Here is a 16,564-nt window from a genome sequence, read left to right on the forward strand (position 1 = left end):
ATAAGTTGTTTTTAAATAAAATATTTATGTTCACTTTCATAGAAAGGGAATAGGCTTGGTTGTTAAGTTTCCTGAAGCACCAGTGCATCTAGACTTGAAATGCCAATGCTTTTTTTGGAAAGAAAGCCTTCCGCAAATTGCACACCAATCCGTTTACCTAAAAGTCGAGCCCTTGCTGTAACAGCTTCTAAAAACTCAGGACTAGATATATAAGTCTGAGGCTCAGAGCTGTTTGGGTCAAAAAACTGTGTTTTATAAGCCTTGATCGAATCAAGCCGTTGCTCCCACACATCGCTGATATCTACAATCACATCAGGTTCGTAAAAACGGTCTTGAATATAATGAAGCAAGTATTTAGGACGCCATTTCTCCTGCTCCTTACCATTGTCATCATAAGTTTTTACCTGTCGCAAACCAGATAAAAAACAGGCGTCATAGATAAGTTGTCCACCTTTGCCATGATCGGGGTGACGATCTTCAAGTATGTTTCCGATGACAATTTCGGGTTGATATTTGCGCAACATACGAATCACCTTCATTTGGTGAGCTTCATCATTTACAAAGAAGCCATCCCTCATTTTAAGATTCTCGCGTACATGCGCGCCTATGATTTTAGCAGCATCAGCAGCCTCTTGGTAACGGGTTGCCACGGTGCCACGGGTACCCAACTCTCCTTCTGTTAAGTCTATGATACCAACTTTTCTACCACTATTTACTTCCTTGATCAATACACCGGAACAGCCCAACTCCACATCATCAGGGTGTGCGCCAATAGCTAATACATCCAATTTCATGAATTGCCAATCTTTAAAGAGGCTGCAAGATAAACAGTAACGCCCGAGTTACAAGGGGGATTAACATTTACCTTTCTTTATAAATGGCGGAAGAATCCAAACCTCCCTAATCTTCTGACGTTCACAAGCAATTGCCTATTAAACCATTAGGTCACTCGAATAATTAAGTCCCAAAGCATTCCTGATTTTAATCACCCAGAAAATTTAAGTTTCCTGACAGTAAAGTAGACTACATTTACATTTCACCTTTTCATCTAGCCTTTTAGAGATGAAAAGGCAGACCAATTGTTCCCAAGTCCTTACAATGGAGCTATCCTGACATTTCTTTCCCATCCTTAATTCCCAATACCCAGTTCCCTTCTTTCAACTGCCAGCCAATAACCAATACACATCATAGTCCTATGTACAAATGAACGCCTATATTTGTGCCTGAAATAAACATTGATCGAATGTCCAAACAATTTGAGGATTTTGACGCAAACCTCGCTGGCGAAGAAGGAAAGACAGAAGAAACAAAAACCAGTTGGTTTAAACGATTAACAAAAGGTATTACGACTCCATCGTCTGAAAGAAAGGAAACTCCTGAGGGTTTGTGGACCAAATGTCCGGAGTGTAATTATATCTGTACCATAAATGATTTACGCGAGCAATTGTTTGTCTGCCCTACTTGCGGTTTTCATCATCGTATTGGAAGCCATGAATACTACGAGATATTGTTTGACGACAACGAATACACTGAGTTATTTGAAAATATTCGTTCAAAAGACTTTTTAGGCTTTACAGATTTAAAACCTTACCAAAAACGTTTGGAAGAAACCTGGTCAAAAAGCAACCTAAAAGATTCCATGCGTGTAGCCACAGGTAAAGTGGGTGGAAACGATATCGTAATTGCCTGTATGGACTTTGGCTTTATCGGCGGTTCATTAGGTAGTGTTATGGGTGAAAAATTCAGCCGGGCAGTTGATTACTGTATTCAGAACAATATGCCATACATGGTTATCTCTAAGAGTGGTGGCGCCCGTATGATGGAAAGCGCCTTCTCCTTAATGCAGTTAGCCAAAACAAGTGGTAAACTATCCCAATTATCAGATGCCAAACTGCCTTATATCTCTTTATTAACCGATCCTACGTTTGGTGGTATTTCAGCATCTTTCGGTATGCTGGGCGACTTAAATATTGCAGAACCAGGTGCTTTAATAGGTTTCGCTGGACCTCGTGTTATTAAAGAGACTATCAAAAGAGACCTGCCTGAAGGGTTTCAGCGTAGTGAATTCATTTTAGAGCACGGCTTCTTAGATTTCATTGTAAACCGTAAGGAATTAAAAGAGAAGCTGGCGAAAGTTGTAACGCTTTTCAAAAACTAGACACAACCATTTGAAGTTATTGACCCAATTGTAAACTTCAGATTTCAAACCCTAAATAACTAAATGGAAATTAAGAACCGCTCGGCTTACTTTGAATACTATGTTGACGATAAATATGTAGCTGGCATTTCATTGCTGGGTACAGAAGTAAAGTCGTTACGTACAGGCCGGGCGAGCTTCAATGATAGTTATTGCCTATTTCAAAAAGGAGAACTCTGGATCAAATCCCTGCACATCTCCGAATACTCGCACGGGACAGTTAACAATCATGACCCAATACGCGATCGTAAACTCTTGCTTACAAAAAGAGAATTGAAAAAGCTGGATGCCAAGATCAAAGAAAAAGGATATACTATAATTCCACTGCGCATCTTCTTTACAGATAAGAATCTAGCCAAACTAGAAATAGGACTGGCAAAAGGTAAAAAGCTTCACGACAAGCGTGAAACCATTAAGCAGCGTGATACTGAGCGGGAATTAAAACGCTACATTAAATAATTTATAGACCAACCTATCGTTATAGCTAATAGCATGAAAAAGTTAATCACAACACTTTTCTTATTCGCTTCTTTTTGGGCCAACTCTCAAACAAGTTTAGCAGGCTATTGGTATGGCGTTGCTTATGTGGGTACCGGTACAAGCGCAAATTCTTACTTAGTAGAACTTATCATTAACCAAAATGGCAATACTGTAAATGGTATTGTCAATTATTATTTTCGTAATACATTTCGCAGTTTTAAAACAAATGGCAGTTATTCGGCCGACGATCGCCAATTGTCTTTATACAATATTCCCATCACTTACCATGGTTCTAACAGCCGCATGGAAGTAGATTGCCCAATGGATTTCATTGCTAACTTACGAGTAGCACGTGCAGGTTCAAATTTGAATGGTCGCTTTGTGAGTAAGGAAAACTATCGCTATACATGCCCCGAGATTGTTTTTGACCTGCAGTTGAATAAAGATGCCAACAACCAGGACTCTATTTTAACAGCATTGCGCCAATTTAAAGAAACATACCAGGTATGGTCGCCTTCTGCTACTGACACATTGGTATCGACAGTGGTATTACAACGCCCCATTACAAATTTTGTAGTAAATGACCGTTACAAACAAAGGGAAAATGTGATACTAGATGAAATTGAAGTAGAAGCTGATTCTGTTCGTGTAGACTTATACGATAATGGTGAAGTAGATGGCGACTCTGTTTCTCTTTTCTTTAATGATAAACTGCTAGCTTCTAGCCAACGATTAAGCACAAAGGCAATACATATGGACTTAAAATTAGACTCCCTGAAAGAGGTTAATGAAATTGCCATGTTTGCCGACAACCTAGGCAGTATTCCTCCTAATACAGCTCTTATGATTGTTTATGACGGACGTCAGCGTCATGAGATTCGTCTAAGCAGTAACCTCAGCCAAAATGGAGTTCTTCGTATTAAGAAGAAGAAAAAACCAAATCAATAACTAGTCATTTTATTAATGAGCTTAACTATTTAAATTAATAGTTAATTGGGGAACCCCATGCGTGATAGTAGCTTTGTATACCGTGGATCTGTTTTTATATTCTCTGGTATATAGGGCTCGTATTTTAATGTCAGCAGAACAGGCTCTTTATTTTCAAATGCTTTTTCAAAATAGTCAAAGGCCTCATCAACATCACCCAAATATGCTGATGATATACCCGTAAAGCCATAAGGCACATAAGCTTTTGCTTGCCGCTCTTTCAGGTCATGCATCAAGGCTCGCGCTTTTTCCAGGTTGCCCATTTTACAATAGGTTACAATCAATCCGTTTTGAGCAAAGTGGTGCCTGTTGGATATTTTCATTGCTTTTTCATAGGCAACGATAGCTTCTTCATATTGATCAAGGCACATGTAGGAATTTGCCTCATAAAGCCGACAAAGGAAGGAATATGCATCTAATTCAAGACCAGCCTTACAAGCCTTTATAGCATCTTTAAATTTACCCACAGAGAATAGAATGGCTCCCAATGCGCCATGCGTAATAGCACTATAAGGGTCTAACTTCAACGCCATCTGGCCATATTGCTCTGCTTCATCAAAATCGCCTATAACCCATGCTAATAGATCCAATCCATACCAATAGTAAACTTGGGGATAATTAGGATTGAGGGATATAGCCTTTTGAAAATACCCCTCCGCTTCTTTCCATTTTCGTTCAAATGTGTAAAATGTTCCCAAGGAGCAATAAGCCTCACTTAAAGTAGGATTCAATTCAATGGCCTTTTCCGCCGACTCTTTGGCTTTATATAATACTTGCAGAGGCGGCATCAAACCATAAAAGGCAGCCAATAAGTTTCCATCGGCATAGCCAGCATGGGCTAATGCAAAGTCGGGATCGATGTCTATTGCCTGCTCAATATGCTTAAGTCCCGTCATAATAGCAGAACCCCTCCTATTTATGTAAAAACGCCCTTTCAGATAAAGATCATAAGCCTGTGGATTGTGCCGATATATTTTTGTGGAAGATGTTATTGTATCCAGGTCAAGTAAGGTTACTTTTAGCTTTTCCGATATAGCGCTTGCTATTTCATCCTGAATAGCAAAGATGTCGTCTAAATCCCGATCGTATTTCTCAGACCATAAATGAAAGCCATCTTCAACATTGACCAGTTGCACAGTTATTCTTAATCGATTACCTTGTTTGCGCACACTTCCTTCCAAAACGGTGCTCACCCCTAGTTTCTCTTTCACTTCGTCAAGGTCTACTGTTCGCTGATTAAATTGAAAGGAAGAACTACGTCCAGCAACCTTTAATTCTTTTATGTGTGTTAGTGAGTTTAATATCTCCTCTGCTACCCCATCTCCAAAGTATTCCTGTTCCGGATCATTACTCAAGTTTACAAATGGTAATACAGCAATACTTTTTTCAGGTGAACTCTTGATAGGCTTATTAAACCGTACCTGTACCCCCTCACGTTTGCGCTGAGATTGCTTCTTACTTACCTCTGCCTTACCCAATAAAGAGTCTTTGGGGGGTATAATTAAACCATCGTGCTCTAGAGCAAACACTTCAACTTCTCGTTTTACATTCTTCAGTTGATATATACCTATGGAGACTGTTTTAAGATCCGGGTGATTCTGAATCTCATCATTTACCTTATCAGACAATAACACACTTCCTGCTATACTTAAGGATTCAATGCGTGAGGCAAGGTTCACACCATCGCCTACTACATTTTCATTATCAATAATCACATCGCCTACATGCAGCCCCATCCGCACAGGCACAAACAGATTCTTTCGCAATGATAGTTGCATTGATAAGGCGCACTGTACTGCTTCAATTACACTTTGAAAAATACTCAGTGTTCCATCGCCATAAAACTGAATGATCTTGCCATTAAATTCCCGATGCTTCGCTTGTAGTACATCCCGATGACGGTCTTTTAAAGCGATAGCCTGCTGCTCATCTTTTTGCATGATAGCCGTATACCCCTCAATATCTGTAAACAGTATGGCTGCTAATTGGCGGTGTTGACTCATAGGAATTAAGTTCAACGTAATAAAATTAGACAGTATTTATCCATTAACCTATTGCAGGGATTAATTACTTGCATAAATTCTAAATAGTTAGGCAACTGAAGAGCAAGAATGAGGGAAATTAACTGTATGGCAATAAAAGAAACCACCAATATAGGTGCAAAAAATCAGAGAGTTGCACAAATAAAAAAGCGTTTACAGTAATACTGTAAACGCTACGTATAAAAAGAATTGCTTTTAGAACAATTGTGATTGCTTGGCGGCTTCAGCTACTTCCCAAGACATTAAAATACTCTTGTTGAAGTCGATCAACTTCGCACCAATAGCTTTCCACCCCATCACGTCAACAATCTGTGCCACCTTGAACTTAGAAGTTCTCGCTTGTGTACCTTTCCCTTGTTGAACAAGTAGTACTGGCTCGTCTTCTGTAGAAACCGCTTCCAGCAAATTACCTTTTCCTTCTTTGATGAAAGGAAACTTGGTCTTTAATGTAGTGGTTTCAATACGGAAGCGTTTTAGGTTATATTGCCCTTTATCGTTATCCAGATATACTGCTGTAATAATACGCTCCGGGTCAAACTTCTCAACCAGCATTACATCTTCCGGCTTGAAACGTTGCGTCAACTCCTGATCCGTAATTTCATATGTACCATCGTTATTGATCACCAGGATTCTATCTTCTGCATCAAAGTCACCCAATTCTATACCCTTGCTATCATGATTCAGTCTTCCGAACTTATCATCAAACCAAAGCTTGATACTACCTAAGGTAGCAACACCAGCTTCTTTAAACTTCACCTGGCGTACAGGGTATTTGGTTACTTGATTACCAATTGAAGATCGGCTCTTGATCTCCAACTCTTCAAAGAAGAATTCAAACTCTTTATTACGTGCTGAACAGTTTGGACTTAAAACTACACGCACTATTTCCGCTTCACCATTCGGGTTGGCAGTGAAATACTGAACTTTACTCTTATCACCACCTTTTGTCAAATCATATTCTTTATCACGGGTAATACCTGTTACATTGAAACGCTTAGCAAAAGAAATTCCACTGTCGCTATCTGTATAAAGCATGTTGTATGTTGTGCGCTCATCCCCTTTGCGGAAGACAGCTGCATACAAAATGTCTTTACCAATAAACACTTTATCCTGCACCTTTACCACCTTCATAATACCACGCTTAGTAAAAGCAATGATATCATCCAGGTCGGAACATTCTACTAAGAACTCATCTTTCTTCAGAGATGTACCAATGAAACCTTCCGCCCTATTGATGAAAAGACGGGTATTAGCAATAGCTACATGCTTAGCTTCAATTACCTCAAACACTTTAATCTCAGAACGACGCTCTTTGCCTTTGCCATACTTCTTCAACAATCCTTCAAAATAAGCAATAGCATAATCGTTCAAATTGGCTATATCATGTTTTACTTGCTTGATCTCTGCTTCCAGATTACGGATCTGCGCATTCAATTCATCAATATCCAACTTGTAGATACGACGTACTGGCTTCTCCGTAAGCTTCAGAATATCCTCACGTGTAATCTCACGGCGAAGGTTCTTTGAGAATGGAACAAAAGCCTTGGCAATTGCCTCAATTACTTTATCCCAGGTTTCATATCTTTTTTCTAACTCTTTATAGATCTTTTCTTCAAAGAAAATTTTCTCTAAAGAAGTATAATGCCATTTTTCCTGAAGTTCAGACAACTTGATCAGTAACTCTTTTTCCAATAACCCTTTTGTTTTATCAGCAGATAAACGCAACAACTCGTTTACGCTAATAAAGTGTGGCTTATTATCAATGATCACGCAGGTATTAGGAGAAACAGATACTTCACAATCTGTGAACTTATACAAAGCGTCAATGGTAATATCAGGTGAAATACCTGGCGCTAGGTCCACCTGTATTTCAACTTCAGCAGCTGTATTATCAATTACCTTTTTGATCTTGATCTTGCCCTGATCGTTTGCTTTAACAATAGAATCGATCAGACCGGAAGTTGTAGTACCAAAAGGCACGCTTTTGATTAGTAAGGTCTTCTTGTCAAACTCCTCTATGTGTGCACGTACCTTAACCTTACCGCCACGACGACCTTCATTATAATCGGTCACATCGATCATGGCTCCTGTTAAGAAATCGGGATACAGATCAAACTTACGGCCTTTTAAATATTTGATAGAAGCATCGCAAAGTTCACAGAAATTGTGTGGCAATACTTTAGTAGCTAAACCTACAGCAATACCTTCCGCACCATGTGCTAGCAATAATGGAAACTTAACCGGAAGCGTTACCGGCTCATTCTTACGGCCATCATAGCTTAGTTGCCAATCGGTAGTCTTAGGATTAAACAATACTTCCAATGCAAACTTGCTCAAACGACCTTCAATATAACGGGCGGCTGCCGCATCATCACCTGTGCGCACATCACCCCAGTTACCTTGTGTATCAATCAACAGGTCTTTCTGACCCATGTTTACTAATGCATCACCAATAGAAGCATCACCATGCGGATGGTATTGCATGGTTTGACCAATGATGTTGGCCACCTTATTGTAGCGACCATCATCCATTTCCTTCATGGAGTGAAGGATACGGCGTTGTACAGGCTTTAAACCATCTTCAACTGCAGGTACAGCTCTTTCCAGGATCACATAAGACGCATAGTCAAGGAACCAGGTTTTATACTGTCCGTTAATCCCATGGTCAGTTTGCACGTGGTCGTAATTCTTGTTTTTCATTCTCTTGATAATCGATTTTAATTGTCAGCTATAACCACCATCGCTAGCGGCTTCGTAGTACTCGTTATAAATTGTTATTGTACACTTGTTTCTTCTGCAACTGGCTCAGTAGCAACCGCTGATTTCAATTTCACCTCAAAATCTTTCCACCCTTTAGATGTATCACCATTGATCTCAATCTTTTCTTGCTCCGCCAGTTTCTTCATGCGCCAAAGCAGAAATACATCGCCTGTTTTGATCTTCATTTTCGACAAGATGTTATGCATGACTTTATTGCCCCTTTGCCATTCATTGGTCAGTCCAGCCATTACATCTTTATCATAAAAATCCTCTCCCTTCCCAGCTATCTTTTTTCCACCTTCTAGAATGCGCACCATGTCATTATCATCACAAAGCTTTCTCCACTCATCTGGATCTACTTCAAACTCACTCAATGTGATCTTGCGACAAAGGCGTTTAGCCTTAAGGAATTCTTTTGGCTGAATTTCGTGTAACCAGGTGGGATAAAAGATCTGACCCTTTTCATTTATAAAAGGCAGGTTGTTTAAATACAGTACAAACACACGCCCTTGATAATTACTCAATTGACTCATTAACCAATAGTAACCACACACGTCGTGTTGATTTTGCCCCATCCAGATCCATAATTCTTCTTTAGCATTTTCATCTAGCGCTTTTTTCAGATTATGGACGGCGAGCTTGTCATCCACCAAGGACATTGTCTCCTCTGTTTTATAAGGCGATTGATCCACCAATTCCTTCCACCAGTCTCTTCGCTGCTGGTAGCCTTCTGTAACATAGATATTAACAACAGGACCCACAGCAAAATCATCTCGAATAATAACTACTTCTCCAGCTAATGACTCATCTAATTCTTGTGCCTTTTTTAAAACCTCAATATCGGCTTCGTTAAAAACAATATGGATCATTGGTTTTGGTTATTTTATTTAACTGGCTGCCAATAGTAGCCTATCAGCAGCCTTTAATTTTTCATTGTGAAATGTCTGTAATGAAGAACAAACATAGAAGGACGCTGCTTTTGCTATTAGTTCAAAGCTTCTGCTGCATCCAATTCAACACGCAGATTATTGATGATAAACTCCTGGCGTTCCTGTGTATTCTTACCCATATAGTATTCCAACAGGTGTTGAATATGATCGCCATGTTCCAAGATTACTGGTTGCAAACGCATTTCTTCGCCAATAAAGCGACCAAATTCATCAGGCGAGATCTCACCTAATCCTTTGAATCGGGTAATTTCTGGTTTTCCGCCTAACTTCTTCATTGCTTTCTGCTTTTCTTGCTCAGAGTAGCAGTATATAGTTTCCTGTTTGTTACGCACACGGAATAATGGCGTTTCCAATATATACACGTGATTGTTCTTTACCAGGTCTGGGAAGAACTGTAAGAAGAAAGTCATCACCAGCAAGCGAATGTGCATACCATCTACGTCGGCATCGGTAGCAATTACAATACGATTGTAACGCAAACCATCCATTCCCTCTTCAATATTCAGCGCATGTTGCAGCAGGTTCAACTCTTCATTCTCATACACGATCTTTTTGCTCATACCAAAGCAGTTCAAGGGCTTACCACGCAAGCTAAATACCGCTTGCGTTTCAACACTTCTAGCCTTTGTTATAGAACCACTCGCTGAGTCGCCCTCTGTAATAAAGATGGTGCTGTTTTGCTGTGTTACAAAAAAGTCTTGCTTGTTCTTAGTTGGCGGTTCATCGTTCAAGTGTACACGACAATCGCGTAACTTTTTGTTGTGTAAGTTGGCCTTTTTAGCTCTCTCGTTAGCTAATTTTTTAATACCAGCCATATCCTTACGCTCCCGCTCACTTTGTTCAATACGCTTTTTCAGCGCTTCAGCAATCGTTGGATTCTTATGTAAATAGTTATCCAACTCTCGGCTTAAGAACTCCAATACAAACTGACGCATGCTTGGACCGCCATCTTCAACGTTTAATGAACCTAACTTTGTCTTTGTCTGGCTTTCAAACACGGGCTCTACCACACGTACAGATACAGCCGCCACAATACTTTGGCGAATATCAGCCGCATCATAGTCTTTCTTAAAGAAATCGCGGATCACCTTTACATAAGATTCACGAAAGGCTGCCTGGTGTGTACCGCCCTGGGTAGTATGCTGACCATTAACAAAGGAATAATAGTCTTCGCCATAGTCGTTGTTATGCGTAATGGCTACTTCAATATCATTCCCTTTAAGGTGAATGATTGGGTAGCGCAGTTCGTCGGCATTGGTATTGCGTTCCAGCAAATCCAACAAACCGTTTTTACTGATATAGTTTTTACCGTTGAAGATGATCTTCAAGCCAGCATTTAAGAAACAATAGTTCCAAACCTGCTTTTCCAGATATTCTGGTATAAAATGGAAGTTCTTGAAGATGGTATCATCAGCAGTAAACGTAACCAGCGTACCATTTTCTTCATTGGTAGCACTTTCTCTGTGTTCTTTTATCAGAGCTCCGCGCTCAAATTCTGCAACTTTTGTCTTACCCTCACGGAATGCAGCCACTTTAAAATAGCTACTTAAAGCGTTTACGGCCTTAGTACCCACACCATTTAGGCCCACACTTTTCTGGAACACCTTGCTGTCGTACTTAGCACCGGTATTGATCTTACTTACTACATCTACCACTTTACCCAGTGGAATACCTCGGCCATAGTCACGAATGGTTACGTTTTTTTCATCAATCTTGATTTCCACTTGCCGGCCAAAGCCCATTGTATATTCATCTATACAGTTGTCAATCACCTCTTTAACCAATACATAAATACCGTCATCGGGGCTGGAGCCATCGCCTAATTTACCAATATACATACCGGGACGTAAGCGGATATGTTCCCGCCAGTCTAGGCTACGAATACTGTCTTCATTATAAGAAGACACTTCTTTTACTGTTTTTGCCATAGGATTTTCCTGATCCAAAAAATCTGAAGAATGCTCCGGGTTAATCATGATCTTACACAATTGATACTGAACGCAAAAATGCACTTTTCGGCGCAGTTTCCCCGGAAAAAGTTAACCCTACAAATTTATTGATATTTGACGGAATTTGCTAATTTTTTTAGCGAACACTCAACTGTTTAACATCTACTTTCAATTTAATACTACCATATTAACTAACTGTTTATCAACAAACTATGACTTATGCACGCATTAAAAACCGGCTATAACTATTTAGGCAAACAGGCTATAACAGTAGCTTAACAATTGCCATTTGGAATTGCCTCAAGGCCAACAAAACAATAAAATGTACAGATAAATTTTATCCACAAAATCTTCGGCGTAAAAGCCTGTTTAACAAAAGGTTAGAAGTTATCAGGCTTGATTTTAATCGACAACTTGGTGAACAGATGAGCTTCTGGAAAAAGAAGGCGGTATGAGTGCACGTTTAAGAAGGTTCATTGAATAACTCTCCTTTTCCTCTAGGCTTACCTACCTAAGAGCTTCCAATCGTTATACATAACCAACTTCCAGGAGATCCGGGGGAAATTTTATCAATAGCTAGTGATTTTAAGTCCAACTGTTGAATAAAAGAACCAACCCTTTATTGCCTACCCCAACCCATATTGACCCTATTTGCTTCCTATTTCGTTCGATCCTATTTATCGAACGAATATCGAAGAAGAATCGAAGGAAAATCGAAGGAAAGGGGAACAATCTACCCTCCTTCCACTTTGCGGGAACCTCATTAGTGCAGTTGTAGTAAAAACGGATAAGGGAATATTGATCAAGTAGGTCAAAAGAGCTGAAAAATATCCTTTTACAAAAAAGAAGGTTTTGCAAGCCCATCATTTCATATTAGACATTGCTATTATTGATTAAAAACAAGATATCCTAAGCTATAAAACAGCGATAAACATGAGCTTAAAGCTCAGCAGCAGCTTTACTATTATTTTTAGCAATAAATTTAAATCAATACCTAAGAATTTATTAAGAAAACTGCATTTAACATATTGATTATCAATATCTATTAAAGAAAAACAACCTTAACATTTATAAGGCAAAAAAATTACAAATCAAAAATTTTTCTTTTCCCAAAACCCCTAATTTTGGGTCTCACAAGGGGAACGATTCCCGCCAGAATTGACCCAACTTACTACTACCCACTAAATTCTGGCAAACGTTTTACTATACCCATATATTCGGTTCAATAACTACCTTAAAAACAAAGGAAATTGTATGTACACGTACGGATTGTTAGAGCCTGGCTGTTATTATCTGATTCAGGAAAAAGAGGATTCACCCATCACGTTAATTAAAGTAACGACTGAGACGGATTATTGTATGTACGTATTTACATACGATGATCAGTTAGTTACCACATGGAAACGAAAAAATTCACCTATTCATGACATTATTGAATGCCTGACCGACGAGGCTGTGGAAGAATGGGAAAAGCATTACAATGATAATGAGGGTGCTTTTCATGAAGAAGATGAAGAGGATTAATAATTAAGAAAACCTCGGTCCGCCTGGGGCGGATAGCATCTGCTCGCGAGGATCATTTATAAGAAGTATCTTTTAGAAACGTATTTTTTAAACAAGCAGCACATCTCAGTAGAAGCGCTGCTTGTTTATTTAAGTAACCGCTTGTGTATTACTCTTGAGTGTAATTGTATTTATGTAAATGAATGCTTTACCTTCAAAGGCAAAAACATACGTATGCATTCCAAGCGTTTGCTTTCTTTTATCAGTATCTGCACATCCCTATTATTTAGTATTACCAGTTTTGCACAGGACCAATTACCAACAGACTATCTAACAAAAGAATTTCATAAAGGACGCCGCGATGCCGCGCGTGCTTTAATGCCTGACAATTCTGTGATGGTAGTGTTTGCTGCTCCTACCCGCAATTATGCTAATGATGTAGATTACAACTATCATCAAAACCCAGACCTCTATTACTTTACCGGTTATAAAGAACCAGACGCCGTACTCTTTCTTTTTAAAGAGAAACAAAAAGGTTCCAATGGTGAGGAGTTTAACGAATTGTTCTTTGTACGCCCTAAAAATGAAATGGCAGAAAGATGGACTGGCAAACGTTTAGGAGAAACAGGCGCAAAAGAGAAATTGGGCATCTCAAATGTGGAGAGCTATGCCAAGTTTGCTTCTTATAATTTTGACCTAACTCCTTTCGCCAAAGTACTTCTTTATACACCTAATGATATACCGGCTCCATCTGCAAAAGATACGGCTTCTCAAACCGGAGGACTGTTAACGCAACTACTACAACTTAAACAGTCAACTAAAAAAGATGCGCCTGCATCTAACAATAAGATTGACACAAAAACATATGAGGTTCTAACAGGGTATTTAAGATCTGTAAAAACACCAGAAGAAATGGCGCTGTTGCGCAAGGCTGTTGAGATTTCCTGCCAAGGACAAACTGAAGTAATGAAGGCCATTCGCCCTAATATGTCTGAGCTGGAAATTCAAGGTTTGCATGAATACATTCACAAAAGATATGGCGCTGAAAGTGTAGGTTATGGTTCTATTGTTGGCTCAGGTGCCAATGGTTGTATTCTGCACTATGTAGAAAACACAAAGACCAAGATTGGTAATGATATGATATTGATGGATGTGGGTGCTGAATATCATGGCTATACTGCCGATGTAACACGCACCATTCCGGCCGATGGTAAGTTCTCTGCTGAAGAAAGAGCCATCTACCAAATAGTATATGATGCACAAGAAGCTGCTTTTAAAACATTGAAAAACGGCTCTACCTGGAGTGCCGCCAGCACAGCTGCACGTAGTACTATTGCACAAGGCTTGATGAAGCTGGGTATCATAAAGGAAGAAAAAGAAGTGCGTCAGTATTTCCCACATGGCTTAGGTCATCATATTGGCTTAGATGTACACGATCGCGGTCCTTATGATACGTTAAGAAAGGATATGGTGATTACTATTGAGCCGGGCATTTACATTCCACCAAACAGCAAGTGCGATAAGAAATGGTGGGGTATTGCTGTACGAATAGAAGATGATGCGCTGATCCGTGAGAATGATTATGAATTGCTATCTCGTTATGCTCCACGCTCTATTGATGATATTGAAAAGATGATTGCAGAGAAAAGTGTGCTGGACAACTATAACTTACCACCATTACCATCGGCTACCAAGAAAGCGTTTTAAGGTGTGGTCACTAGTGAATAGTGAGTAGTCGTGAAACGTCAAAAGTGAGACGTGAAAGGAGACATGAAAGGAGAAAAGCTGCGAGCTATAAGCTACGAGCTGTGAGAAATGAGTGATGGATAATCAGTACTGAGTAAATAGTGAAAACCCAGATCTGGGTTTTCTATTGAAAATTAGACAATCTATTTAAAACAATTGCTCATCTAGTAATCAGTATTTGTAGTTCATCCTAACCATTCCAATTAGATGGTATTACTTCTGGTATTTGGAATTTTTAATTTGGAATTTATCACTACCCTGCGGTATCAATTTTTTATTTGTGTTCTTCTTAGTTCTAGTAGGTTTAACGCATTAGGTTTAAAGCCTTGTACATTAGGTTGCACCAGGTGGATGGCCATATCATACCATAGCGGCACTACCGGTGCATCATTCATCATGATCTGATCGGCCTGTTGGTAAAGCTTATAACGTAGACTATCATTGGTCTCTGCTAATGCTTTTTCAAACGCCGCATCAAATACTGGATTCTTGTAACGGGTATAGTTGGGCGGTGCGGGGTTTTTAGAATAGAATACGGAGAGATAATTCTCTGCATCTGGATAGTCGGCAATCCAACTCCCTCTAAAGAAGACCGCTCTTGAACTGGATGTCATTTCTAATAGCAATGATTTTTGTAGCGCCTCTACCTGTACATTAAATCCAATCTCCTCAAGCTGTCTTGCTATATAGCTGGCTATATCAGCATAAATGGGAATTGTTAGCAATTTGATTTGTGGTAAAGATCCTTTGGTACCAAAGCCAGCCTCTTTCAGCAACTCGCGGGCTTTATTTGGATCATAATAGTAGCCCTTTACTTTAGTGGAATCAAAGGATGGAAGTCCAGCAGGTACAAATCCGCTCTCTGCTGGTATACCTAATGAATTGCGTAAGTATAAAACCAGTTTACGACGGTCAAAGCCATAATTAATAGCCTGCCTAACTTTTTTCAATCGGGTTGGAGAGTTTTGTAAAACAGGATTGGTAGAATCAACCAACAATCCAAGATACTCAATATTCAGGTAAGGATGTGTTTGTAAATTGATCTTTCCTTGCCATTCTTTGCTTAGTACACCCTTCTTTGTTAACACTTCATCCTTAAACGACGCGTCTATATCGTTAATGAAAGAAAGCTTCTTTTGACGAAACAAAAGGAATTCAGTGGCCTTACTATCATAGAAGCTCACTTTTACGCCATCTAGATACGGCAAGGATTTTCCAGTTTCATCTTTTTCAAAATAGCGGGGATTTTTCTTTAAGATCAATGACTGCCCTTCTTCCCATGCTACAAATTGGAATGGTCCGGAGCCCACTGCATGACGGCGGAAATCACTACCATACTTTTCTACCGCTTCATGAGGCACAATAGAGCAGTACTGCATGGATAAAATTCCCAATATTGGGTTATAGGGGCGTTGTAGCTTTATCTGGACAGTGGTATCATTTATCGCAGTAAACCCGTTTACAGAATCAACTTTACCATCAAAGATCCAGGCACCTGGACTGGCTACCTTTTCATCAGTGATACGATTTAAGCTATATACTACATCATTTGCATTCACTCTCCTTCCCTTTCCATTGGGAAAACAAGCATCATCGTGAAAGAACACGTCGTTCCGTAAATAAAAAGTATAAAGGGTTCTATCAGCAGATATCTCCCAATGTTTAGCTACTGAAGGCACAATATTCAATTGGCTATCTACCTCTACCAGCGTATTATATAATTGGTGAACCGCCCACATGATAGATTGGTTCTTAGCAAAGGCAGGGTCTAAAGAAGCAATACCTGTTTGCTCATTATATTGAAAGTAATGGCCGTTTTCCTTTTCACTATAATAACACCCGGTCAGAAAAAGCCCAATACTACAAATCGTTAAATATTTATACAGTCGGTACATAGATTCGGTAGAAGCCGTCTAAATTAGCGAAGTATTTAGAACTTGTCGCAAAATG

11 protein-coding genes are annotated in these 16,564 nt (G+C 39.5%); 5 read left to right on the top strand and 6 right to left on the bottom strand.

Annotated elements, in window-relative coordinates; genetic code table 11:
- Nucleotides 1-62 precede the first annotated feature (62 nt).
- On the bottom strand, nucleotides 63-794 hold the full coding sequence (gene bshB1 / locus SY85_RS04160; protein WP_066401941.1) for a bacillithiol biosynthesis deacetylase BshB1: 732 nt from the start codon (nucleotides 792-794) through the stop codon (nucleotides 63-65).
- A 449-nt stretch (nucleotides 795-1,243) separates the two neighbouring features.
- Here bshB1 and accD point away from each other — a divergent pair, with 449 nt between their 5' ends.
- From accD to SY85_RS04175, 3 genes are all read left to right on the top strand, one after another.
- Nucleotides 1,244-2,158 carry an acetyl-CoA carboxylase, carboxyltransferase subunit beta gene (gene accD / locus SY85_RS04165; RefSeq protein ID WP_082886290.1) on the top strand — a complete coding sequence of 305 codons (915 nt, stop codon included), beginning with the start codon at nucleotides 1,244-1,246 and terminating at the stop codon, nucleotides 2,156-2,158.
- A 63-nt stretch (nucleotides 2,159-2,221) separates the two neighbouring features.
- A complete protein-coding gene (smpB, locus tag SY85_RS04170) occupies nucleotides 2,222-2,656 on the top strand; it encodes an SsrA-binding protein SmpB (protein WP_066401942.1) in 435 nt (144 codons plus the stop codon).
- Between the two features lie 33 nt (nucleotides 2,657-2,689).
- Entirely contained in the window at nucleotides 2,690-3,625 is a 936-nt protein-coding gene (locus SY85_RS04175; RefSeq protein WP_066401943.1) for a hypothetical protein, read from the top strand.
- Nucleotides 3,626-3,666: 41 nt separating this feature from the next.
- On the opposite strand, the gene SY85_RS04180 is transcribed toward SY85_RS04175, so the two are convergent.
- The 4 genes from SY85_RS04180 to SY85_RS04195 all read right to left on the bottom strand — a co-directional run bounded on the left by SY85_RS04180 (nucleotide 3,667) and on the right by SY85_RS04195 (nucleotide 11,344).
- Nucleotides 3,667-5,667, bottom strand: a complete 2,001-nt coding sequence (locus SY85_RS04180; protein WP_066401944.1) for an adenylate/guanylate cyclase domain-containing protein — start codon at nucleotides 5,665-5,667, stop codon at nucleotides 3,667-3,669.
- Between the two features lie 234 nt (nucleotides 5,668-5,901).
- On the bottom strand, nucleotides 5,902-8,406 hold the full coding sequence (locus SY85_RS04185; RefSeq protein ID WP_066401945.1) for a DNA gyrase/topoisomerase IV subunit A: 2,505 nt from the start codon (nucleotides 8,404-8,406) through the stop codon (nucleotides 5,902-5,904).
- A gap of 74 nt (nucleotides 8,407-8,480) precedes the next feature.
- On the bottom strand, nucleotides 8,481-9,335 hold the full coding sequence (locus tag SY85_RS04190) for a DUF1835 domain-containing protein (protein WP_066401946.1): 855 nt from the start codon (nucleotides 9,333-9,335) through the stop codon (nucleotides 8,481-8,483).
- 116 nt (nucleotides 9,336-9,451) lie between these two features.
- Nucleotides 9,452-11,344 (bottom strand): DNA topoisomerase IV subunit B, encoded by a 1,893-nt coding sequence (locus tag SY85_RS04195; RefSeq protein WP_066409346.1) that lies wholly within the window; start codon nucleotides 11,342-11,344, stop codon nucleotides 9,452-9,454.
- Nucleotides 11,345-12,619: 1,275 nt separating this feature from the next.
- On the opposite strand from SY85_RS04195, the gene SY85_RS04200 reads away from it, so the two are divergent.
- Nucleotides 12,620-12,889: a hypothetical protein gene (locus SY85_RS04200; protein WP_066401947.1), complete on the top strand. Its 270-nt coding sequence runs from the start codon at nucleotides 12,620-12,622 to the stop codon at nucleotides 12,887-12,889.
- Between the two features lie 213 nt (nucleotides 12,890-13,102).
- Nucleotides 13,103-14,575, top strand: coding sequence for an aminopeptidase P N-terminal domain-containing protein (locus SY85_RS04205; RefSeq protein ID WP_066401948.1), 1,473 nt, complete (start codon nucleotides 13,103-13,105; stop codon nucleotides 14,573-14,575).
- 305 nt (nucleotides 14,576-14,880) lie between these two features.
- On the opposite strand, the gene SY85_RS04210 is transcribed toward SY85_RS04205, so the two are convergent.
- Nucleotides 14,881-16,509, bottom strand: coding sequence for an ABC transporter substrate-binding protein (locus SY85_RS04210; protein WP_066401949.1), 1,629 nt, complete (start codon nucleotides 16,507-16,509; stop codon nucleotides 14,881-14,883).
- Nucleotides 16,510-16,564: the final 55 nt, after the last annotated feature.

Origin of the sequence: Flavisolibacter tropicus, from assembly GCF_001644645.1 — a bacterium.
Classification (GTDB): domain Bacteria; phylum Bacteroidota; class Bacteroidia; order Chitinophagales; family Chitinophagaceae; genus Flavisolibacter; species Flavisolibacter tropicus.